We start from the raw sequence: 22,610 nt of genomic DNA, 5'->3' as shown, positions 1-22,610 counted from the left end.
CAGCGCCGCCCGACCATGGGAACGAAACGTAGAGGCAAAGAATTGCGCCGCAGTTAATTCGACTGCGTAAACACTGAGCGGATTGCGTGTATTGGCCCATGGTAAATCCAAGTTCGAAACAATCCGTTAAATTGTAAATATTTGACGCCGGTCTGGCGCGACCGGTTTACCCGAAGTTATGACCGGCGTGGTCCAATGCCGCCCGCTCGGACTGAAGCGCGGCGAGATGGTGCGCACGCAGCCCGCCGGGTCCGGATCATGGCCGGACCGGCAAGAACAACCAGGACGACGAGGCGGCATGTCCCTTTCCTTCGCCAACAGCATCGCGGTGCAGGGCCGCGCACGCGCCCTGGTGCCATTGTGCGTCGGCGCCGGCGCCTATCTGTTCTTCCTGTTCCTCGGCGACACGCTGCTTCAGGATTCCGACTCGTTCTGGCAGATCAAGATCGGGCAATGGATCCTCGATCACCGCGCCATGCCCATGATCGACTTCTATTCCTTCACGCGGACGGGCGCGCCGTGGATCTCGACGTCCTGGCTGTCGCAGGTCGCGTTCGCCTTCTCCCATGCGCAATGGGGCTGGGCGGGTCCCGTCATCCTCACCGCGGCCGCCGTCGCGCTCACCGTCGCAATCTTCGTCCATCTGCTCGAGGCGCATCTCGAAGCCCCGCGCGCGGTGCTGTTCGCGATGCTGGCGCTGCTGCTGTCGATCCATCACGTGCTGGCGCGCCCGCATATTCTGGCGCTGCCGGTGATGGTGGCGTGGGTCGGCTTGCTGATGGCGGCTGCAAGCCGCAGGAGCGCGCCGTCCTGGACCTGGCTGCCGCTGATGGCGCTCTGGGCGAACCTGCATGGCGGTTTCGTGCTGGGGCTCGCGCTGATCGGACCGATCTCGCTCGAAGCGGTCGAGCATGCCGAGAAGGGCCGGCGGCTTGCCCTGTTCATGCGCTGGGTGCTGTTCGGAATCGGGGCGCTGATCGCGAGCTGCTGCACGCCCTATGGCTGGCGAACGCTGCAGGGCGCGACCAACATCCTCAGCCTCGGCGAGCTGCTGACGTTGATCCTCGAATGGATGCCGGCCAACTTCGCCACCTTCACCCCGTTCGAAGGCGCCCTGCTCGCCCTGATCGCATTCGGCTATTATCGCGGCCTGGTGCTGTCGGCGCCCCGGATCTTCCTGATCCTGTTCCTGACCTGGAGCGCGCTGAGCCATGTCAGGAGCATCGAGGCATTTGCATTCCTGGTGCCGCTGGTGCTGGCAAAGCCGCTCGGCGAGATGTTCCCGCAGCCGGCGCCTGAGGCCGCCGGTTCCGAAAGCTGGCCGGGCCGCACCCTCACAGCACTCGGCGTGCTGATGATCATGGCGGCAAGCTGGACCTCGACCTCGCTCTACATGGGGCACCACCGTTTCACCTTCACCATGACGCAGACGCCGGTTGCGGCGGTCGATCTGCTCGAGCAACGCAAGGTGCAGCGCGTCTTCAACGCCTACCAGTTCGGCGGCTATCTGATCTCGCGCGACATCCCTGTTTTCGTCGACGGCCGTGCCGAGCTCTACGGCGAGAAGTTCATCATGGACTTCTTCAAGGCAACCGAAGGCAAGAAGCCCGAGCTGCTGCCGCGTCTACTGGAAGAATACAAGATCGATGCGACGCTGCTGGGCGCCGATGCGCCGGGCCCGCAGATCCTCGACCAGCTCAAGGGCTGGAAGCGGATCTATGCGGACGACATCGCCGTGATCCACGTGCGCGACACCGCAGACAGCACGATTGCGGCGCCTGCGAAGTGAGGACCGGCTCCAGCGCGCGTCGTCGGCCTCAGCGGCTCCATCACATGGTTCCTTTCAGCAAGCCGACCCTGACAGATCTGGCTCGTCCCGACCCGGACCGAGCCGTGGCGATCATCGTGCTTACGATGCTGGCGGCGGTCTCGTTTGTTCCGGTGCTGCTGACGCCCATTCCGGCGATGGTCGATTATCCCAATCACCTCGCCCGCATGTACATTCTGAGCCAGAACAGCACCCCGGGGGCCAATCCGTATTACGAGGTGAGGTGGGCCTTCTATCCCAACCTCGGAATGGACCTGCTGGTCCCGCAGCTGGCGCGGCTGATGAGCGTCGAGAACGCCACGCGGCTGTTTCTGCTGCTGAGCCAATTCCTGATCGTCACCGGTGCGCTGCTGATCGAATGGGTCAGGAAGGGGCGCATCCATCTCGCCGGCTTCGCCGCGCTGGCTTTCCTCTACTGCCTGCCGTTCAGCTGGGGCTTCGTGAATTTCGAGTTCGGGCTCGGCCTCGCGCTCTGGGGCATCGCCGTCTATCTGATGCTGGCCGAGGGCCCCTGGCCGCTGCGCTTCGCCGCCAATCTGATCTTCGTCGCCGTGCTCTATGTCGCGCATTTCTTTTCGCTCGGCATCTACGGCGCGACGCTTGGCCTCTTCGAACTGTCGCGCATCCGCCGAGGGCAAGTCGCGTATCCGATCGCGGCCGCGCGGCTTGGCGCGCTCGCCCTGCCGGCGCTTGCGCTGCTTGCGATCATGCATGTGACGGCAGGCTCGATCGGAAGCGAAGGCAACAGCTGGTTCGCCGCATTCAAGCCGGTCTGGCCGCTGCGTATCATGAACGGCTACAATCTGACGATCGCGGCGATAACCGGCCTGGCGCTGATGACCGGTTTGCTGTTCGCCGCAAGGCGCGGCGTTCTCCGACTCGAGCCGGCGGGGATCTGGCTCGCGATCGGCTTCGTGCTGCTTTACCTCGTCATTCCCTCAAAACTATTCGGAACCTCGTTCGTCGACCTTCGCATGATTCCCGCCGCGGCGCTGATCCTGCCGGCGTTCTGCTCGCTGTCATTGCCGAGCCGGGCCTGGAGAATGGCTGCGCTCGCTGCGATCAGTGGCATCATATTGCTCAATGTCGCCGTCGTTCTGGCGGTCTGGCTGCCTTACCGCGCCGACTATGCGGCGATGATCGCCTCGTTCCAGAAGATCGATCGCGGCTCGCGCGTTCTCGTCGGCAGCACGGACGACAAGGGAGATCCACCCTTCGCCGACCTCACCTCCTATCCTATGTATTATGCGCCGACGCTGGCGGTGCACTATGCCGACGCGTTCGTGCCCAACCTGTTCACCGAAACCGGCAAGCAGCCGGTGCGGCCGCGCGAGGCGGTGCGCAATATTGCCATTCCCTATGGCGGGCCGGTGCCGTCGGGCCTGCTTGCCGCGATCGCGGCGGGCCGGCCGCCGGCGGACGCTCCGCAATTCGTCCGCACCTGGCACCGGGATTTCGACTACCTCTATGTGCTGGGATCGCCGGCCGCAAATCCGCTGCCGGATCGGCTGGAGGTGCTGGAGACATCGAAGCGATTCGTCCTTTACAGGATTCGCCGCACGCCCTAGCGCGAAGCCGCGCCGGCAAAAGCGTGGTTAACCGCACTTCACCATTCCGGTCCGCCGCCCTCACCCATGTTCGGGGCGATAGACCCTTAACGGTTGCGGCAAGGCGGCCTTAACCACCTGCTCATAGACTTCCGCCCCTGCAACCCCAGCCGGACTCCTTTCGCATGGCGGCCAATTCCAGATCGATCCGCTACAGCCTCGTCATCCCCGTGTTCAACGAGGAAGCGGTGTTGCCGGTGCTGCTGCGCCGGCTCGACCAGGTCATGTCCAAGCTGGACGGGCCGGCCGAAGCGATCTTCGTCGACGACGGCAGCAGCGATTCCAGCTCGATCGTGCTGCGAGCGCTCGCCGCGCGTGACGAGCGCTTTCGCTATATCGGCCTGTCGCGCAATTTCGGCCACCAGATCGCCATCACCGCCGGCATGGACGCCACGCAGGGCGACGCTATCATCGTCATGGACGCCGATTTGCAGGATCCGCCCGAAGTGATCGAGCAATTGATCGCGAAGTGGAAGGAAGGCAACGACATCGTCCACGCCCGCCGCCTGTCGCGCGAGGGCGAAAGCCGTTTCAAGCGAGCGACCGCGCATCTGTTCTACCGGCTGCTCGGCAGGATGTCCTCCGTCGGCATCCCCGCCGATGTCGGCGACTTCCGCCTGATCGATCGCAAGGTGCTCGACGCGCTCATGCAAATGCCGGAGCAGGATCGCTTCGTGCGCGGCATGATCGCCTGGCTCGGCTTCCGCCAGGCCGAGGTCGCCTTCCATCGCCTCGAGCGCGCCGCGGGCGAAACCAAATACCCGCTGTTCAAGATGGTTCGGCTGGCGGTGAACGCCGCGCTCGGCTTTTCCGATCTGCCGTTGCGGCTGGCGATCTGGTGCGGATTGACGGTCTCCGGGCTCGCGCTGCTCTACGGCGGCTGGGTGGTCCTGTTGTGGCTCAGCAAGGACAGCCATCTCGTGACCGGCTGGTCCTCGACGATCGTCGTCGTGTCGCTGCTGTGCGGCATCAACATGCTGATGACGGGCATCGTGGGACTCTATGTCGGCCGCATCCATGCCGAGGTGAAACGCCGCCCGCTCTACGTGGTGCAGGCACGCATCGGATTCGATCGCGGCGAGACCGCGGTGACACCCGCGATCCACGCCGTCAACGAGTGACCCAGCGCATGGCCGAACTGTTCGACGGCTATCACGACAATTACCGTGATGTGGTCCAATCCTCGATCGACTTCTCAGGCCTGCCGCATGATTTCTTCATGCGCGCGAAGGCCGACCTGCTGCGCGATCTGATCGCGCAGCGGCTCGGCGCGGAAAGGCCCGACATGCTGGACGTCGGCTGCGGCGTCGGCAGCCTTCATCCGCTGCTGCACGGCATGGTCGGCCGCCTCAGCGGCATCGACGTCTCGTCCGCCAGCCTGATTCAGGCGCGCACTCACAACGCCGCGGTCGACTACCGGGAGTATGACGGCCGCACCTTTCCGTTCGCCGACGCCAGCTTCGACCTGGTCACGGCCATCTGCGTGATGCACCATATCGTGCCGGCCGAATGGGCGCAGTTCATGGCCGAGATGCTGCGGGTGACGCGCCCTGGCGGGCTCGTCTGCGTGATCGAGCACAATCCGTACAACCCGCTGACGCGCCTCGCCGTTGCGCGCTGCGAGTTCGACCGGGACGCCGTGTTGCTCGGCGCCGGCACGACCCGGAAGCTGATGGCGGCGAGCGGCCTGCGCGAGATCGGCGCGCGGCATTTCCTGCTGCTGCCCTGGGACACCAAACCGGCGCGGCGCCTCGAAGGCGCGCTGAGCGGGGTCTGGCTCGGCGGCCAATACGCCGCGTTCGGGACCGCTTGAATTATTGCGGCGTCGCCCGCCGCTTGTGCACGACCGCCACATCGTCGCCGTAGACACGCTGCCATTCGGGCAGCCGGTCGAGCAACGCGACGGCCGGTGTGCCAGGCGCAAGCAGCGTCGCGCCGATCTTGTACTCGTCGAGCAGCTTGAGAAGATCTCCGAGGTCGACCAGCGCCAGCGCACGGTTGTAGCGGTCGATGAACGGCCCGCCGTAGAGCTCACCGCGGCCATCGATGAAGGTGGGAATGCCGGCATAGATCAAATAGCCACCGAAGGAATAATCGTTGAGCACGCGCTCCGCCTTGGCAAGGCCAGCCCGGGCGATGGCGGCTTCCGGGGTAATGATGGGCGCGGGCCGGATGTCGCGCGCCAAAGCCAGGCCGCTGATCGCGGCCAAGACGCCGAACGCGGCCAGATTCAAGCCGCGCGCGGAGCCGTCGCTCTCGCTCGGCCCGCCGAACGTGCGGCCCAGCGGGGCCGCCAGATAGAGCGGCGCCAGCATGGCCAGCAGATCCGCATTGCGCATTTGCGCAAGCGCGAAATGAAGCAGGCCGATCACCACCAGGGTCCGCACCACCGGCAGCGTCACGCCGCGCGAGAGCGCGAAGATGCTCCCCAGCAGCAGCAGTTCGAAGCCGCCGACATGGCTGAAATCCTGCGGCCGCCATTCCGCGATCCAGGCGAGCGCGGAGCCGAGGCCGAGCGTGGTCAGCGGCATCAGCAGCGGTTCCGGGCCGTGCGGCGTCAGGCAGGACGCCGCCAGGGCAAGCGCCGAGAACGGCAGCCATCGCAGCAGCACGCGCGGCCATTCGCTTCGCTGTTCGCGCAGCAGCGCCTCGAGCACCGCCGGGCCAATCAGCCCGAGCGCCAGCACCACGCTGCCATGCAGGTTGGTCCACAGCACCAGCAGCGGCAGGGCCCAATAGGGCGGAGGCGTGCTGCGGTCCATGCAGCGAACCAGCGCGGCCGCCCAGGTCACCATCAGCGGCAGCACGAGGACATGGGGCCGCGCCAGCATGTGCGGCGCCAGCAGAACGATGGCCGCGATCACCATCAGCATGGTCAGGGCCGGCGAAAGCTCGCGCAGCAGGAAGAACGTGAGCAGGCCAAAGGCGAGTGCTATCGCCGCGGCGGCGATGGCGACGACGCCCGGCCAGCCGGCCAGCGCGTAGACGGCGGCATAGATGACCTCGGACAACCATTCGAAGGTGATCCAGGGCGCGCCGTGCTTCGAAAATGAAAACGGGTCGCTCGTCGGCAGGGTGCCATGCGCGATGATCCAGCGTCCGACCTCGATGTGGGAATAGCTGTCGGGATCCCCAAGCAGCCGCGGCCCGATGGCCAGCAGCACGGCATAGAGCAACAGCCCCACCGCCCAAGGGAGCGCTGCACGCGCCGAAAACGGTTGAACCGCGCTGTGGACGACCTGATCAGTCATGGCGGGCCAAGGTAGGCCGCAAGCGTTAAGTTCTTCTTTAGGGTTTCGCGCATTTGCCCCGGAGCGCAAATGCGCTTCTGCCGCCCGCTTCAGGCCGCGCGCGCTGGCTTGCGCCCCGGGGGCCAGCCAACAAAAAACGCGGCGTTGCCGCCGCGTTTTTCAATCTCAGTTGCCGCTTGGAATTACGCCTGCGGCTGCGGCTCGAGGCCGGGATCCGGATCCGGACGCGGGCGCGGCTTGCCGGCCGGGGGCACGGCGGAGGCGCGCGGGGTGGTCGGCTCGAGCACGGACTCGCGGTTCGGCTTCTTGCCCTTGAGCAGGTCGACGATCTCATCGCCGGTCAGCGTCTCGAACTCGAGCAGGCCCTTGGCCAGCGTCTCGAGATCGGCGCGCTTCTCGGTGAGGATGCGGGTCGCTTCCTTATAGCCTTCCTCGACCAGGCGCTTGATCTCGGAATCGATCTTCTGGACGGTGGCTTCGGAGGCGTTCTGCGTGCGCGACACCGACATACCGAGGAAGACCTCGTCCTGGTTCTCGCCATAGGAGACGGTGCCGAGCTCTTCCGACAGGCCCCAGCGCGTCACCATCATGCGGGCAAGGCGCGTGGCCTGCTCGATGTCGGAGGCCGCGCCCGAGGTCACCTTCTCGCGGCCGAAGATCAACTCTTCGGCGACGCGGCCGCCCATCATGATGGCGAGGCGCGAGGTCATCTGCTCCAGCGACATCGACAGCTTGTCGCGCTCGGGCAGCTGCATGACCATGCCGAGGGCACGGCCGCGCGGGATGATGGTCGCCTTGTGGATCGGATCGGTCGCGGGCACGTTGAGGCCGACGATGGCGTGGCCGCCCTCGTGATAGGCCGTCAGCAGCTTCTCTTCCTCGGTCATGACGAGCGACTTGCGCTCGGCGCCCATCATTACCTTGTCCTTGGCCTCCTCGAACTCGGCCTGCGTCACCATGCGCTTGTTGCGGCGGGCAGCGGTGAGTGCGGCCTCGTTGACGAGGTTCATCAGGTCGGCGCCGGAGAAGCCCGGGGTGCCGCGCGCGATGGTCTTGAGGTTGATATCGGGGGCCAGCGGAACTTTACGAACATGCACCTTCAGGATCTGCTCGCGGCCGACGACGTCGGGGTTCGGCACCACGACCTGACGGTCGAAGCGGCCCGGACGCAGCAGCGCGGGATCGAGCACGTCGGGACGGTTGGTCGCGGCGATCAGGATCACGCCCTCGTTCGCCTCGAAGCCGTCCATCTCGACCAGCAGCTGGTTCAGCGTCTGCTCGCGCTCGTCATTGCCACCGCCGAGGCCGGCGCCACGGTGACGACCGACGGCGTCGATTTCGTCGATGAAGATGATGCAGGGCGCGTTCTTCTTGGCCTGCTCGAACATGTCGCGGACGCGGCTGGCGCCGACGCCGACGAACATCTCGACAAAGTCCGAACCGGAGATGGTGAAGAACGGCACGTTGGCTTCGCCCGCGACCGCGCGCGCAATCAGGGTCTTACCGGTGCCGGGAGGGCCGACCAGCAGCACGCCGCGCGGAATGCGGCCGCCGAGGCGCTGGAACTTGCCGGGATCGCGCAGGAACTCGACGATCTCCTGCAGGTCCTGCTTGGCCTCATCCACGCCGGCGACGTCCTCGAAGGTGACGCGGCCATGGGCCTCCGTCAGCATCTTCGCACGCGACTTGCCGAAGCCCATCGCCTTGCCGGCGCCGCCCTGCATCTGCCGCGACAGGAAGATCCAGACGCCGATCAGCGCGATGAAGGGCAGCCAGGAGACCAGCAGCGAGACGAACCACGGCACGTTGTCGCCGGGCGGCTTCGCGGTGATCTGCACCTTGCTGTCATAGAGGCGCTTCACCAGCGTCGGGTCGTTCGGCGCGTAGGTCTGGAAGCTGGAACCGTTGGTGAAGGTGCCGTGAATATCCGGCCCCTGGATCACGACGTCGCGCACATTGCCGCGGTCAACCTCGCTCAGCAGCTGCGAGAAGGCGATGTCCTGCGAGGAAGCCCGCTGACCCGGATTCTGGAAGAGCGTGAACAACGCCAACAGCAGCAAAACAATGATGACCCAGAGGGCGAAATTGCGCAGATTGGCGTTCATCGATCTTCCTTCGTGGTCGCGCGGATCGCGGCCCTGATCCTTGGGTCGTTACTTCCGTCAATGCGAGGAAATCCCAAGGAATCCTCATCGTTGGACGCATACAATTTAGGTGCCGCCCCGGTCGCTGCCAAGGGAACGAGATGGGACTATTTATCCCATCTTACCGCGATTCCCGCTGAAATAATGGCGCCCAAACCGGGGTTTTTCCTGCCTGGTTAAGGTGGCCTGACGGGCACGGACGCGAATTGACCGGTGTCATGATCCGCTTCTCTGTCGCGCTCATTTGCCCTTGCGCCGCCGGGCCGGCGCCGGCGCGATCTGGATACGCCCGCCGGCAAGGCTGATCAAGGCTCCCGCAAGGGTTTGCTTCAGGACCGGCCGGCCATTTGCGGCTGCACGGGGGCTGGCGGCCGCCCGATCAAGCACGGACATCAGGGTTTCGACCTTGCCGAGTTCCGCCGGCCCTTCATGACCGAGCGCGTTGATGGCCCGCAGCAGCAGCCGCAGCCGCACCTCCTCCGGCAGGGCGGCAAAAGCCGAGGCCTCGAAGCTTCGGACGCCCACCTGCGGCGCATCGCCGCGATCCCGCACGCGGAGGAAGCGCTCGGCGCCGTCGGCGAGCACCTCGATCGCCGCGTTGGCCCGCGCCAGCCTTGCCGCGAGCCGCGCCAGATTTCTGGCATCGCCGCCCTCGGCTGCGAGAAGCGGCAGCAGCGCGCGCAGCCGCGGCCGGGTGAAGGCGGCGTCCCGGTTGCTGGGGTCCTCGGCAAAGCCGATCTTCGCCCGCCGCAAGGTCGCGATCAGCTGCGATTTGGGGACATCGAGCAACGGACGCGCCAGCACGATTCCCTCGCGCGCGGTGAAAGGAGCCATGGCCGAGAGCCCGGCAAGTCCGCTGCCGCGGAACAGGCGCATCAACAGGGTCTCGGCCTGATCGTCACGGGTGTGGGCCGTCAGGACATGGCTCGCGCCGGCGGCACGCGCGGCCTTTGCAAGCAGACGGTAGCGGGCCTCGCGCGCAGCGGCAGGCAACCCCGTCTTCGGCTTTTCACCGCGCCAGCGCAGAGTCCGGTGCGGCAATCCGAGCGCGGCGGCGAGCCGCTTGACCTCGCGCGCCTCGCGGGCGGCTTCCGGGCGCAGGCCGTGATCAATCGTCACGACCGTGATTTGCGGGGCTCGCGTGAGGCTGCGCTGCCAGCGCGCCGCAAGCCACATCAGCGCAACCGAATCGGGCCCGCCGGAGACCGCGAGCACCAGCGCCGGCGCATCTTTCAGGCCCGCGAAGAGCCGCCTCGCCTCGCGCGCCGAGATCGGTGAATTGTCGTCGTCTGACATGACGCTGCAATCGTCCGCGGATGGACCGAGTGTTTAGCGCAACGCCATCGGTTTTGTCAGCGGATCAGCACTTCACCCGCTTCTGCTCGCGATCGACGGTGGCTTTGACGCTCGCCGAGGCGCGCGGATATTTGCGGCCGATCTCGCCGAAGGCGGCGCAGGCGGCCTCCTTCTCCTTCAGCGCGGCGAGCGACTGGCCGAGCCGCAGCAGCGCATCCGGCGCCTTGGCCGATTTCTCGTATTTGGTGGTGACGGCGAGGAAGGCTTCCGCGGAATCGCGATATTGCTGGCGCTGGAAATAGCTCTCGCCGAGCCAGTATTGCGCGTCGCCGAGCAGCGGGTCACTCGGATATTTCTGAGTGAAGTTCTTCATGGTCTGCTCGGCCAGCGCGTAGTCCTTGCGCTGCATGTAGCCGATGCCGAGGTCGAACTCGTCGCGCGGCGTCGCCGAGGGCGGCAGGGTGGCCAAGGCAGCGCCCCCGGCCGGTGCGGGATAACCCGATTGCGCCGGCGGATAGCCGGGCTGCGCGGCTGGCGGCACACCTTGCTGGTAGCGGGGGCTGGTGTTGGCGAGATCGAGCGGCTCGCCGGCATTGCGGCCGCCGCCGGGCGTGACCGCCGGCATCGGCTGCTGCCCGCCGCCGAGTGCGCGCGGCGCACCGGGCGCGTTCGGGTTCTGGTTGGGGTCGAAGGCATCGCCGCGGCGGCGCGTGCCGGGTGCGCCGGGCGTCGGCTGCTCCTGAACGATCGGCGCGGGCGCGGCGATCTGCGGCTGCTCGTAAGCAGACTGAGCGGCCTGCTGTTGCGACGGCGGCTGGCGGTAGCCGGGCGCGGCCTGACCTGGTGCAATCTGGCTCGGGGCGATCTGCGCCGGCGGCATCGCCGCGACGTTGGGTGCCTGCCCGGGCGCGGCTTGCGCGCCGCCCTCGAGCGCCCGCAGCCGCTCTTCGAGCTGGCGGTTGCGATATTGCAGCTCTTCGTTCTGGCCGGTGAGCTGGCGCAGCCGGTTCTCCAGCCGCTCGATCCGCATCTCCGGGTCGGCATCTTCCGACTGCCCGTAGCCCGATTGCGCAAGTGCGGGCGAGCACAAGGAGAGCAGCGCGGCGGTCGCCACGGTGCCGGTAAAGACCTTAAATCTGGATGACATCTTGCCCTGACGACGAAAGCGAAATGGCCTGCGACGGAACCCTCGACGCGCCACACATTGAAGTGGAGTACGCCAAAAATGTGACTGATACCAAGGGGTTTTCAGTCACAGAATGCTGAAACGAAACCGGCGCCCGAGAGGGCGCCGGCATCATCCAATTCCCAAGCTGAACGGCACCTGACTGACCGCCCGCGACCTGACCGATCGTCAGGAGCTCGCGTTCAAGACAGTGACTGCGCGGCGGTTCTGCGACCAGCAGGAGATGTCGTTACAGACGGCGACCGGCCGCTCCTTGCCGTAGGAGATCGTGCGCATGCGGTTCGGGTCGATGCCGCGCGAGGCGAGGAACGAACGCACCGACTGGGCACGGCGGGCGCCGAGCGCGATGTTGTATTCGCGGGTACCGCGCTCGTCGGCATGACCTTCGATGGTGAAGGAGTAGCGCGGATAGGTCTGGAGCCACTGCGCCTGCTTCTCCAGGGTCACGATCGCCTGCGGGGTCAGATCGGTCTGGTCGCTTTCGAAGAACACGCGGTCGCCGACATTGACGACGAAGTCCTGCTGGCTGCCCGGCGTCGCCGCATTGGCCATCGCATCCGTCGCGGCATTCTTGTTGGCGCAGGCGCCCATCGACAGCGCGACGGCGAGCACCGCGGCCAGCTTCAATCCCTGGAGGATACGCATAGGATGTTTCATTCCGGAGCCTCCACGCTCACGTTAGTCCACTGCTGTCCGGTCTACAGGGGGTTGGTTAAGCGAACGTTCCGTCAACCTTGACGGAACCTTGCCACAGCCGGTCAAATGCCCCCAACCAGCGAAAAGCAAACGCCATGGTTAATGGGTTGTAAATGTGGCGCAAGGGTGAAGGCAAGCCGGTCGATGATCAAAACACCGTTCCGCCAGGATCGACCCCGGCGGCCGAGCGGCTGAAGCCGCTCACGGACTGAAGAGTTCAGGCCGGCGCAGCCGCGCCGGCAACGAGAACCGGCCGCGATGGGGCGATCCGGGGGGTGCTACGTTCGAACAGCATCCGCCGCTCGAACGCACTGGATCGCATGATGGGAAAACGCGTGAGGATCTTTTCCCGGACTCTAGGATAGTCCGAAGCCATCAGGACGGCTTTCTTGGTCGGCCAGCCCGGAAACGAACGCGGCTCGGTGAGAGTCTCGGACAGGAACACGCGGCGGTAGAACGCCTGATGATCGGTGCGCACCATCGAGAGTCCGACATCGGCGTTGAAGTGCTCGCAGGCGACGAAGGGAAGCCGCACCGTCAGATAAGGCAGTTCGGGGAACCGTTGCTGCATTTCCGGATCAGCGACGAATCGACAGGGGTCGATGAAGACCTCGCCCCGGTCCAGGCGCGGATGCAGCACGTCACCGAACACCTCTGTCGTGTAGGACATCCGCCATTCGAATGTCAGAACGTGGATGCGGACGGCACTGCAGAGTTCGTTGTCGACGTAGACTCCGAAATTCCAGACGTTGGGCGCGTCGTCGAAACGGTCGGTCACCCGCTGGGATTCCGACGGCGGAATCAGCCCGGCGTGCAAATAGGCATGGTAACGCATCCGATGGAGGCGATCCTTGTCCTCTTCCGTTTCGATGAGCCGATAATCCACACGCTCAAACAGCGCGGCTCCGCGTGGAACAAGCGCCGTTTGCGGTTCGGCCCCGGACTTCATCGATAACCCCTACGCTGCAAGCAACTTCTGCGAGTGAGCACAAGTTAATAGTTCCTTAAAGAAATTGCAAAGCGTTAGAAACGTTAGGGTTAACCTTTTGCGCCCCGTAAAAACACCGACAAGAAGAGCCTTTGTGAAGTCGGAAGGGAGGTCAGGCGATCGATCGCGCCGAAGCCGCGAGGGACTGATCGTTGCCGCCGCGAACGCCGTAGGAGGCATTGAGCAGCTGACGAATGCGCACGGCAGGGACTGGCCGGCTGAACAGGTATCCCTGCGCTTCGGTCACTGTCCCGTCGGCGTTGATGAGCTCGAGTTGCTCGTTGGATTCAATTCCTTCCACCACCACCGACATACCGAGGTCGGCGGATAGCCGCGCCACCCCCCGCAGCAGCGTCAGCGGACGGTCCGAGTCGATGCCTTCCAGGAAGGAGCGGTCGATCTTCACCTTCTGCATGGGGAAGTTGTGCAAATAGCTGAGGCTGGAATAGCCGGTGCCGAAATCGTCCAGCGAGATGCGCACGCCGAGCGCGTGCAATTGCGACAGGATGTCGTGCGTCAGCTGGGTGTTGCGCAACAGCGAAGACTCGGTGATCTCGATCTCGAGCCGATGCGCCGGCAGGCCCGACACTTCGAGGGCATAGCGGATTTCACTCAGGACGTCGCGCTGGTGGAATTGCTGCGGCGAGAAGTTGACGGCGACGCTGACGCCTTCCGGCCACTTCATGCATTCCACGCAGGCGCGGCGCAGGATCCAGCGGCCGAGATCGACGATCAGGCCCATGTCCTCCGCGACCGGGATGATGTCGATCGGCGACACCGTGCCGCGCACCGGGTGATTCCAGCGCAGCAGCGCTTCGCAGGTGGTGATCTTGCCGGACTTCAGATTGACCAGCGGCTGATAGAACAGCTCGAACTCCTCGTTGGCGAGCGCCTTGCGCAGGTCGAGCTCGAGGATGCGGCGGGCCTCGACGGTCGCCGCCATCTCGTCGCGGAAGAAGCAGAAGGTGCCGCGACCGTCGGCCTTGGCACGGTACAGCGCCATGTCGGCATTCTTGAGCAGCGTGTCGGCGCTGGTGCCATCCGGCGAGGTCAGCGCGATGCCGACACTGGCGCCGATCTCGACCAGGTGATTGTCAATGCGATAGCGCTCGCTCAGCCGCTCTACGATGCGGCGGGCGAGCGCCGCCGCGTCCTCCGGCGAAGCGAGGTTCTGCTGGAACACGACGAACTCGTCGCCGCCGAAGCGGGCGACGAAATCTTCGGGCCGCAGCATCTCGCGCAGGCGGTTGGCCACCGCACACAGGAGCTGGTCGCCGCAGGGATGGCCGAGCGTGTCGTTGACCTGCTTGAACTGGTCCAGATCGATGAACAGCAGTGCGGAGAGCCGCTCGGCATGATGCGTGCTCGCCAGCAGTCGCTCGATCTCGTCGCGGAAGCTGACGCGGTTCGGCAGCGCCGTGAGATCGTCGAAGCGGGCCAGATGGCTGATCCTGGCCTCCGCCGTGCGCCGCTCCGTAATGTCCTCGAGCAGCACCACCGCACCGCCGTCAGCCATCGGCTGTACGGTCCATGACAGCGAACGGTTCCTTTGTGAATCGGGGTCGGCGGTGATGATCTCTTTCGCATGCGCGTTTTCGATATCGGCAATGATCGCAGCGCCGCTCGCGGCCGAGATCGATCCCCCCTCGACACATGCGGCGACGATGTCGCGCGCTGTCATGCTGCTCTGGGTGAGATTGCCGGGCAGTTTCATCATGGCAGCAAAGCGGTGGTTCATCACCGCGAGCTGGCCGTCGATGCGAAACATGCAGAGCCCGTGCGGCATGTTGTTGAGCGCCGTGTCGAACTGGCCGGCGAGCGCAGCCTCGCGTTCGCGTGCGACAACCGCGCGCAAGAATATCTTGTGCAGATTGCCGGACAGCCGCATGACCGAAAGGAGGAACGCGGCGCAGACGACGGACATCGCGACGTAATAGGGCGTGCGGTGCAGCGCCAGCGCGATCACGGCCGGTCCGAAGATCAGAGTGGCTTGCAGACGAAATATCCACTGCCGTCCATAAGCTCTCCCGGCCCCTCCCGCCACGATTCCGGTGGTGACCGAGAGCGCAATCATGTGGGCGACGGCATCTTCATTGCTCAACAGCGTCGTGGAACACCAGAGACCGATTACGGCCGCCTGAATGAGCGCTCCAATCTGGTAGCGCTTCTGCCAACGCGCCGCTCGTTCGGCGCTCAGAACCGATTTTTGAGCCTGGTATCGACTGAGATCGAAAGCGCGTATAGCTCCCGCAAGAATGAGAAGCGGAACAAAGCCCCAGAGCAGCACCTGTCCGGTCTTGAGCGCCGTCAGCGAGGCCGAGAATGCCGAGAACACAATGCCGGTAAGCACCGTGCCGGGAGCTTCGAACAGCGAATCGGTCAGCGCCGCCGAGATCGTCGGCGAGGCCTGGTCCGGCTCTCTGCTCTGGCTTGCGAACTGCATTGGTGTTTGTACGCGCGTCCTGTTTGCCGCGTACTTTTACCCACTTCAGGTGAAGCCTTTCTGAGGGAACATCGTTAAAGTCGAGTTGTTTTCGGCAACGACGAAATGGCTTTCGCCTGATATATCAGGCAGGTAGGAAACTCTTGCCGGGGCCCAAGGTGAAGGAAGTGTTGCCCTTCGTAGAGAACGCGGAAAAATCGGCGCGTTTTTTCGAAAACATCGCGCGTCTGAACGCGCGATGTTTCAGATGTCGTCAGCCCGAGGTCGAGGACAAGAGCGGCGACCATGCCGGGTCCGAGGCGAAGCCCGGCGTCGGCACCTTCAATTCGTTGCGGCCGGAGATGTCGACCGAGTACAGCGACGGCCCGCCGTTGCCGCCGGGATCGCGGAAGAACATCAGCACGCGGCCGTTCGGCGAGAAGGTCGGGCCTTCATTGTGGAAGCCGGAGGTGAGCAGCCGCTCGCCCGAGCCGTCGGGCTTCATGACGCCGATCGCGAACTGACCGCCGCCCTGCCGGGTGAAGGCGATGTAATCGCCCTTCGGCGACCACACCGGGGTGGAGTAGCTGGCGTTGGTGTCGTCCTTGGAGAAGGAGATGCGCTGCGCCTGTCCGCCACCCGCACTCATCACGTAGATCTGCGACCTGCCGCCACGATCGGACTCGAAGCAGATCCGGCTGCCATCGGGCGAATAGGACGGCGAGGTGTCGATCGCCGGCGTGTCGGTGAGACGCGTGGTCGAGCGCGAGCGCAGATCCATCACGAACAGGTTGGAATTGCCGCCCTGCTGCAGGCTCATGATGACGCGCTGGCCGTCCGGCGAGAAGCGCGGCGCAAAGGTCATGCCGGGGAAATTGCCGACGATCTCGCGCTGGCCGGTCTCGATGTTGTAGAGATAGACCTTCGGATCACCCTGGCCGAACTCCATGTAGGTGATCTCTTGCGAGTTCGGCGAGAAGCGCGGCGTCAGCACGAGGTCGGAGCCGCGGGTCAGATAGCGCACATTGGCGCCGTCCTGGTCCATGATCGCGAGCCGCTTGACGCGGCGCTCCTTCGGCCCGGTCTCGTCCACGAACACGACGCGGCTGTCGAAATAGCCCTTCTCGCCGGTCATGCGCTCGTAGATCTGGTCGGAGATGATGTGCGCGATGCGGCGCCAATATTCCGGCGAGGTGAAATATTGCTGGCCGGCGAGCTGCTGGCCGGAGATGACGTCCCACAGACGGAATTCGGCCTTGAGACGGCCGTCCGGCTGCCGCGTCATGCGGCCGGTGACGAGCGCCTGCGCGTTGAGGGTCTTCCAGTTCTGGAATTGCGGCGCGACGTCCATGTTGCTGATGCGCTCGATGAAGGCGGCCTGGTCGATCGGCGCGAACAGGCCCGAGCGCTTCAGATTGTTGGTGATGACCTGCGTGACGCCGTTGCCGACGTCGCCGTCGGACGGCGAGCCCGGCAGGAAGCTGGTGATCGCGATCGGGATCGGCTGGAATGCCGTGGGATCGATGCGCAGGCGCCCCTCCTGCCCTTGAGCGAAGGCGCGTCCGCTCCCGAGCATCGCGAGCGTCGATCCGGTCAGGGTCATGAAGCGGCGGCGGTTCATCGAGCTCACGTCATTCATCGCAGAATTCTTTTGTTCGGATGTCACAACATATCTTTCAGGCCGAAAGTCATCGGAATGAGCTTCCAGCTCTCGTACTGCTGCTTCGGCATGAAGGAATAGACCTGGCACTGCACGATGGCACGCTTGGCGCTCTCCGCCACCGCCTGTGCGATCGACCGCGACGGTCCACGCACTGCGACGACGATCGGCTCGGAGGCGAGCGATCCGTCGATCTTCATGGGAATGTCGATGTCAGCCTCGTACTGATCGGCATCCTGCCCGTTATAGGTGGGGGTGAAGCAGCGCTTGACGGCGCCCTGGAATGCACCGCGCCAGGTCGCGACATTGTTGGCGGCCGTCCCGGTCGCCGCCCCCAGCGATGCCGACGCGTTCAGCGTCGACCCGGCGAGCTCGTGCCGGGTCGCGGCGCGCTTGTCGAGGTCGCGCTGGATCTGCGCGGGATCGAAGGTGCGCTCCTTGGGCTTGGGCTGCTGCTGCGGCTGCACCGCGGCGACCTTCTGCTCCACGGGCTTCGGCGGCGGCTTCTTGGTCTCCATCTTCTTCTGCAGCTCGGCGATCGGATCTTCCTTGGCCGGATCAGGCTTCTTGTCCTGCGGCTTCGGCTCTTCCTTCGGCTTGGCCTCGGCGACGGGCTTGGGCGGCTCCGGCTTCTTCTCGACCGGCTTCTCGACGGGCTTCGGCGGCGGCTCCGGCTGCGAGTTGGTCTTGATCAGCTCTTTTTTCTCGGTGACCTTGCCGACGGCGTCTTCCTCGGGCTTCGGTTCGGCGATCTTCTCGACCTTGGGTTTCGGTTCTTCCTTCTTGCCGGTCTTCTGCCCCGCCATCATCTTGGCGAGCTGATCGGTGGAGATGATGTCGACCGGAAGCGACTCCTCCGGCGCGATGTAGGCCTTGCTGCTGAAGGTGACGAGCCCCCATCCCAGCACGAGGACATGCAGGGCAATCGACGCAACGAGTGTCTTGTCGACGTTCACCTTCACGGCCTCAAGACCCCTGATCCGCTTCCGTGACGAGCGCCAGCTTCTTGAATCCGGCGCCCGAGAGCTGGCCCATCACCTTGGCGACGGTGCCGTAATCCGCCTTCTTGTCGGCGCGCAGATAGATGCGCTCCTCGAGGCCGCCGCGCGCATCGGTGATCGCCTTCAGCTTCGGGATCAGCTCATTCAGCGCAATCTCGGTATCGTTGATGAACACCTTGCCCTTGATGTCGACCGACATCTGGATCGGCTTCTGGTCGTTGTTTTCGAGGCTCTTGGCATTGGTCTGGGGCAGGTCGAGCGGCACGCCGACCGTCAACATCGGCGCCGACACCATGAAGATGATGAGCAGCACCAGCATGACGTCGACCATCGGCGTGACGTTGATCTCGGCCACGACCGGCTTGCGCCGGCCGCGGCGCCCGCCGCCGCCGGACGAACTCGCAACGTTCATGGCCATGATCGCGTGCCCAAATTGCCCTTCACACTATACATGCCGTCGTTCAGCCCCGCTCGTCGATCTGACGGGACAAGATGGCTGAAAATTCATCAGCAAAGCCCTCGAGCCGCTGGGCCTGCCGGTTCACCTCGGAGGTGAACTTATTGTAGAAAATAGTGGCAGGAATGGCGGCGATGAGGCCGACGGCGGTCGCAAACAGCGCCTCGGCGATGCCGGGGGCAACCACCGCCAGAGAGGTATTTTTCGACGCCGCGATCGACTGGAAGCTCGACATGATGCCCCAGACCGTGCCGAACAGGCCGACGAAGGGGCCGGCGGAGCCGACGGTCGCGAGCACCAAGAGGCGCCGTTCCAGCCGCTCCACCTCGCGCGCGATCGAGACGTTCATCACCTTGTCGATGCGCATCTGAAGCCCTGCGACCGAGCGGGCATGGCTCTCGAACGAGCGCTTCCACTCGCGCATCGCCGCCACGAAGCAGGCCGCCATGGAATGCGTCGGCTTGGCCGACAGCGTGCGATAGAGCTCCTCGATCGACTCGCCGGACCAGAACGCCTGCTCGAACCGGTCCATCGAGCGGCGGGTGCGCGCGTAGAGAAAGATCTTGTCGATGGCGATCGCCCAGACCCAGACCGAGCAGGACAGAAGTCCCAGCATCACCGCTTTCACGATCCAGTGAGCCTGCCAGAACAGCGCAATCAGCGACACGTCGGCGGAGGCAGCAACCGGAAGGGCTGACTGAGCCAATTCGGCCGGATTCATAAGCAGTATCCTCTCAAGGCGATCGTTACCTAATGTCCTTCGGCCAGCAAATCTCAGCCGGTATTCCCCAACAGCCGCGCTGGACCCGCGCGGCCGGCAAGCCCGCTCAAAGCCTTGTCTTTCTGGGGTGCAGGGCTAGTCCAAAGCCGGCCGCCTGCATTCCCCGCCAAGATGTCAAAACTAAGGGGCCTCGACCCCAGGCCTTGACGTCGGGCTCCGGGCACGCCTGTCCAGCCTTACCAGAGCCCGCCGATGGTTAATGCGGGGTTACCGGCGGCGCATCTGGCTGCGGGAAAGGCAGTTCGCACAGGGGGATGAAGGACGCTGCGTCGCGCCCGGAGCACGGGTTCCGCGTCCATGGTACGGCCGGAGGAACCAGCTTTCGCCCCAAAAATTGTCCGGAAAATCACTTTCAGCGAGGTCTTGCCATGTCCATCAACCCCAAGACGACCGCCGCCATCGGCGATCACCCGCTCCACCCCATGCTGATCCCGTTCCCGGTCGCGTTCCTGGTCGGCGCGCCCATTGCCGATCTGGCGTTCATCGGAACCGGTGACAGTTTCTGGGCGCGCGCCGCGATGTGGCTGATCGGCGCCGGCGTCGTCATGGCGCTGGTTGCCGCCGCAGCCGGCTTCACCGACTTCTTCAGCGAGCCCCGCATCCGTCGCCTGAACGATGCCTGGTATCACATGGTCGGCAATCTCGCCGCGGTCGTGCTGGCCCTGGTCAATTTCTATCTCCGCTACGCCCAAGGCGCGGAGGCGTCGATCAAGCCGTGGGGCGTCGTGCTCTCCCTGGTCGTGGTCGGCATCCTCCTGTTCACCGGATGGAAGGGCTGGGAGATGGTCTACCGCCACCACGTCGCGGTGCTGGATGCGCCGGGCCAGACCAGCTCGGAGCCGGTCAACCCGCATCACGGCGGCGAACATCGCCGCGCCGCGTAAGCGAGGGCCCTTCAGGCGGCCGATGCTGCCTCGGGGCAGTTGGTCAGCCGCGCGGGATTGCCGACCGCCGTGCAGCCAGCGGGGATGTCGCGCGTCACGACCGTGTCGGCGCCGATCTTGGCAAAATCGCCAATAGCGATGTCGCCGAGAATGGTCGCGCCCGATCCGATGAAGACGCCGCGGCCGACCCGCGGCGAGCGTGTCGGCAGCTCGCTGCGACGGCCGATGCTGACGTTCTGCAGGATGGTGACCTCGTCGCCGATGACGACGTTGGCGCCGATCACGATGCCCGTGGCGTGGTCGAGATAGACAGCCGATCCGATGCTGGCGGCCGGATGAATGCTCACCTGCAAGACATTCGACGCCTCGTTCTGAAACAGCAGCGCCGCATCGATTTGGCCACGATGCCACAGCCAGTGCGAGACGCGCCAGGCTTGCAGCGCGACGTAGCCCTTGTAGTGCAGCAAGGGCGGCAGCAGCTCGGCGATGGCGGGATCGCGAGATGCGATGGCCTGCAAGTCGCGGCTGGCGGTCTCGATCAGGTCCGGCTCGCCGTGAAAGGCGTCGCGGGCAAAGGATGCGAAGCGCGCGCGTTCGGCGGCATTGCTGCCGAGGCGCTGGCCGATCAGATCGGATAAGGCTGCGGCAAAATTATCATGAGCGAGAATGGCGCCGGCGAGCGCCTTGCCGAACACGGGATCGGCAGCGGCCGCGCGCTGCGCCTCGCTGCGAAGTCTCCGCCAGAGGCTGTCGCCCGCCATTGTCGCAGCTTCCGCCATTGCCGCCTCCGGTATTCTTGCGCGTCCTACTCAGGTGCCGAATATAGGACGTGGCTGGCCCCCGCGCCACGGCGCACGCGTGGCCCCCAAACAGCATGCCGCAGCTCCCCGTGAGGCTACGAGCTTGCATGCCAGGCACCCCCGACCATATAGTTCGCTTGCTATTCGGCCGGCGCTGCGTTGGCCGGGGATGTACACGCAGAGCATCTCAAGCCCCCGCGGTGGTCCGCCATCCGCGGGTTTTTCGCACCCGACGTCCTGCGCGGCCGATGCGAATACCCGATCCCCCTCACCCAAGGTCACGCCAAGACATGTCGCCCAACGCGCTCGCCGACGACCACCATGACGACGTCATGTACCCCTCCGCCATACCGTTCGTGCTGGTCCATCTCGGCTGCTTCGCGGCCATCTGGTCGGGCGTCACCTGGCAGGCCGTCGCGATCTGCGGTTCGTTGTACGTCGTGCGCATGTTCGCAATCGGGGCAGGTTACCACCGCTATTTCTCTCATCGGGCCTTTGCGACAGGGCGCGCGTTTCAATTCATCCTGGCCTGTCTCGCGCAGAGCAGCGCACAGAAGAGCGTTCTGTGGTGGGCGGCCAAGCATCGGCACCATCATCTCCATTCCGATACCGAATTGGACGTGCACTCACCGCGCCAACGCGGCTTCCTGTACAGCCATGTCGGCTGGATTTTTTACCGGCAGCACGACGCGACCGACCTCGTGAAGGTCGGCGATCTCACGGTCTATCCGGAGCTGATGTGGCTGCATCGGCTGGAGCTTCTGCCGGCCGTCGTGCTTGCAGCGCTCTGCTTCCTGGTTGCGGGCTGGTCAGGTTTGATCGTCGGCTTCCTCTGGAGCACGGTGCTGGTCTATCACGCGACCTTCTGCATCAACTCGCTGGCCCATGTCCATGGACGCAAGCGCTACGTGACAGGCGACGATTCCCGCAACAACTGGCTGCTGGCCTTACTCACCCTGGGAGAGGGCTGGCATAACAATCACCACGCCTACCAGAGCAGCGTGCGACAAGGCTTTCGCTGGTGGGAGGTCGACGTGACCTATTACATCCTGAAGGTCCTGTCCTGGTTCGGCATCGTCTGGAACATGAAGGCGCCGCCCGAACTGGTGCTGCGCAACGAGCAGCAGCTCGGCGCACGGGTCATCAACAGGGCAGCCCGCCAGCTCGCCGGACAGTTCGACGCTCACGCGCTGGCGCACGCGATCTCGTCGGCGCTGCACAGGGCCGACATGGCCCAGCTGCAACTGCCGACGCTGCACGACATCTTTAATCGCGCCCACGAGAGCGTCGATGCGCTGACGCATCTGCATCTGCCGAAGATCCCGACCCGCGACGAGTTTCTCGCCGAAGCCAGGGCGATGTTCGCGCGAACGCGATCGCTCAACGAGATTGTGGACCACGCCTACGAGCATTTCCTGACGTCGGTTCGCGCGCAGCTCGCCACCGCGCGCTGACCAGGGTGACCTGCAAGGCCATCTGAACGTCGCGGCTGCCCAGCCGCACTCCCCCCAAGAACCAAACCGCCCGCCTGCGGGTTGCGCAGGCGGGCGGCTCGGGGCCATCAGGACTTTGGGGGCATGCGCCTGAAGGCTTTGAGAGGTGGACTTCT

The 22,610-nt window shown here is 64.9% G+C and carries 18 protein-coding genes; 6 read left to right on the top strand and 12 right to left on the bottom strand.

Annotated elements, in window-relative coordinates:
• Nucleotides 1–298 precede the first annotated feature (298 nt).
• The 4 genes from DCG74_RS12115 (at nucleotide 299) to DCG74_RS12100 (ending at nucleotide 5,248) form a co-directional block, all read left to right on the top strand.
• Entirely contained in the window at nucleotides 299–1,789 is a 1,491-nt protein-coding gene (locus tag DCG74_RS12115) for a hypothetical protein (protein WP_172784771.1), read from the top strand.
• A 44-nt stretch (nucleotides 1,790–1,833) separates the two neighbouring features.
• Nucleotides 1,834–3,396 (top strand): hypothetical protein, encoded by a 1,563-nt coding sequence (locus tag DCG74_RS12110; RefSeq protein WP_172784772.1) that lies wholly within the window; start codon nucleotides 1,834–1,836, stop codon nucleotides 3,394–3,396.
• A gap of 164 nt (nucleotides 3,397–3,560) precedes the next feature.
• Nucleotides 3,561–4,556, top strand: a complete 996-nt coding sequence (locus tag DCG74_RS12105) for a glycosyltransferase family 2 protein (RefSeq protein ID WP_172784773.1) — start codon at nucleotides 3,561–3,563, stop codon at nucleotides 4,554–4,556.
• 8 nt (nucleotides 4,557–4,564) lie between these two features.
• On the top strand, nucleotides 4,565–5,248 hold the full coding sequence (locus DCG74_RS12100) for a class I SAM-dependent methyltransferase (protein WP_172784774.1): 684 nt from the start codon (nucleotides 4,565–4,567) through the stop codon (nucleotides 5,246–5,248).
• Between the two features lies 1 nt (nucleotide 5,249).
• Here DCG74_RS12100 and DCG74_RS12095 read toward each other — a convergent pair whose 3' ends face one another.
• The 11 genes from DCG74_RS12095 to tolQ all read right to left on the bottom strand — a co-directional run bounded on the left by DCG74_RS12095 (nucleotide 5,250) and on the right by tolQ (nucleotide 19,257).
• A complete protein-coding gene (locus DCG74_RS12095) occupies nucleotides 5,250–6,686 on the bottom strand; it encodes a hypothetical protein (RefSeq protein ID WP_172784775.1) in 1,437 nt (478 codons plus the stop codon).
• A 182-nt stretch (nucleotides 6,687–6,868) separates the two neighbouring features.
• Nucleotides 6,869–8,791, bottom strand: coding sequence for an ATP-dependent zinc metalloprotease FtsH (ftsH, locus tag DCG74_RS12090; protein WP_035998585.1), 1,923 nt, complete (start codon nucleotides 8,789–8,791; stop codon nucleotides 6,869–6,871).
• A gap of 279 nt (nucleotides 8,792–9,070) precedes the next feature.
• A complete protein-coding gene (tilS, locus tag DCG74_RS12085) occupies nucleotides 9,071–10,126 on the bottom strand; it encodes a tRNA lysidine(34) synthetase TilS (protein ID WP_172784776.1) in 1,056 nt (351 codons plus the stop codon).
• Between the two features lie 64 nt (nucleotides 10,127–10,190).
• On the bottom strand, nucleotides 10,191–11,273 hold the full coding sequence (ybgF, locus tag DCG74_RS12080) for a tol-pal system protein YbgF (protein WP_172784777.1): 1,083 nt from the start codon (nucleotides 11,271–11,273) through the stop codon (nucleotides 10,191–10,193).
• A gap of 207 nt (nucleotides 11,274–11,480) precedes the next feature.
• On the bottom strand, nucleotides 11,481–11,969 hold the full coding sequence (gene pal, locus DCG74_RS12075; protein WP_018641585.1) for a peptidoglycan-associated lipoprotein Pal: 489 nt from the start codon (nucleotides 11,967–11,969) through the stop codon (nucleotides 11,481–11,483).
• Nucleotides 11,970–12,225: 256 nt separating this feature from the next.
• Nucleotides 12,226–12,957 carry a hypothetical protein gene (locus DCG74_RS12070; protein WP_172784778.1) on the bottom strand — a complete coding sequence of 244 codons (732 nt, stop codon included), beginning with the start codon at nucleotides 12,955–12,957 and terminating at the stop codon, nucleotides 12,226–12,228.
• 151 nt (nucleotides 12,958–13,108) lie between these two features.
• On the bottom strand, nucleotides 13,109–15,439 hold the full coding sequence (locus tag DCG74_RS12065) for a bifunctional diguanylate cyclase/phosphodiesterase (RefSeq protein ID WP_172784779.1): 2,331 nt from the start codon (nucleotides 15,437–15,439) through the stop codon (nucleotides 13,109–13,111).
• Between the two features lie 253 nt (nucleotides 15,440–15,692).
• Nucleotides 15,693–17,039: a Tol-Pal system beta propeller repeat protein TolB gene (gene tolB / locus DCG74_RS12060; protein WP_172785222.1), complete on the bottom strand. Its 1,347-nt coding sequence runs from the start codon at nucleotides 17,037–17,039 to the stop codon at nucleotides 15,693–15,695.
• A 41-nt stretch (nucleotides 17,040–17,080) separates the two neighbouring features.
• Nucleotides 17,081–18,040, bottom strand: coding sequence for a protein TolA (locus tag DCG74_RS12055; protein ID WP_172784780.1), 960 nt, complete (start codon nucleotides 18,038–18,040; stop codon nucleotides 17,081–17,083).
• 4 nt (nucleotides 18,041–18,044) lie between these two features.
• On the bottom strand, nucleotides 18,045–18,497 hold the full coding sequence (gene tolR, locus DCG74_RS12050) for a protein TolR (RefSeq protein WP_172784781.1): 453 nt from the start codon (nucleotides 18,495–18,497) through the stop codon (nucleotides 18,045–18,047).
• A 43-nt stretch (nucleotides 18,498–18,540) separates the two neighbouring features.
• Nucleotides 18,541–19,257 (bottom strand): protein TolQ, encoded by a 717-nt coding sequence (gene tolQ, locus DCG74_RS12045; protein WP_172784782.1) that lies wholly within the window; start codon nucleotides 19,255–19,257, stop codon nucleotides 18,541–18,543.
• Between the two features lie 428 nt (nucleotides 19,258–19,685).
• Between tolQ and DCG74_RS12040 the strand changes: the two genes are divergently transcribed.
• Nucleotides 19,686–20,201, top strand: a complete 516-nt coding sequence (locus DCG74_RS12040) for a DUF2231 domain-containing protein (protein ID WP_172784783.1) — start codon at nucleotides 19,686–19,688, stop codon at nucleotides 20,199–20,201.
• An 11-nt stretch (nucleotides 20,202–20,212) separates the two neighbouring features.
• Here the strand turns inward: DCG74_RS12040 and DCG74_RS12035 are convergent, their stop codons facing one another.
• Nucleotides 20,213–20,980: a serine acetyltransferase gene (locus tag DCG74_RS12035; protein WP_172784784.1), complete on the bottom strand. Its 768-nt coding sequence runs from the start codon at nucleotides 20,978–20,980 to the stop codon at nucleotides 20,213–20,215.
• A gap of 311 nt (nucleotides 20,981–21,291) precedes the next feature.
• Between DCG74_RS12035 and DCG74_RS12030 the strand changes: the two genes are divergently transcribed.
• Nucleotides 21,292–22,455: a fatty acid desaturase gene (locus tag DCG74_RS12030; RefSeq protein ID WP_172784785.1), complete on the top strand. Its 1,164-nt coding sequence runs from the start codon at nucleotides 21,292–21,294 to the stop codon at nucleotides 22,453–22,455.
• Nucleotides 22,456–22,610 lie beyond the last annotated feature (155 nt).

The organism is Bradyrhizobium sp. WBAH42 (assembly GCF_024585265.1).
GTDB lineage: Bacteria > Pseudomonadota > Alphaproteobacteria > Rhizobiales > Xanthobacteraceae > Bradyrhizobium.
This window is presented reverse-complemented; position numbering and strand designations above follow the sequence as displayed.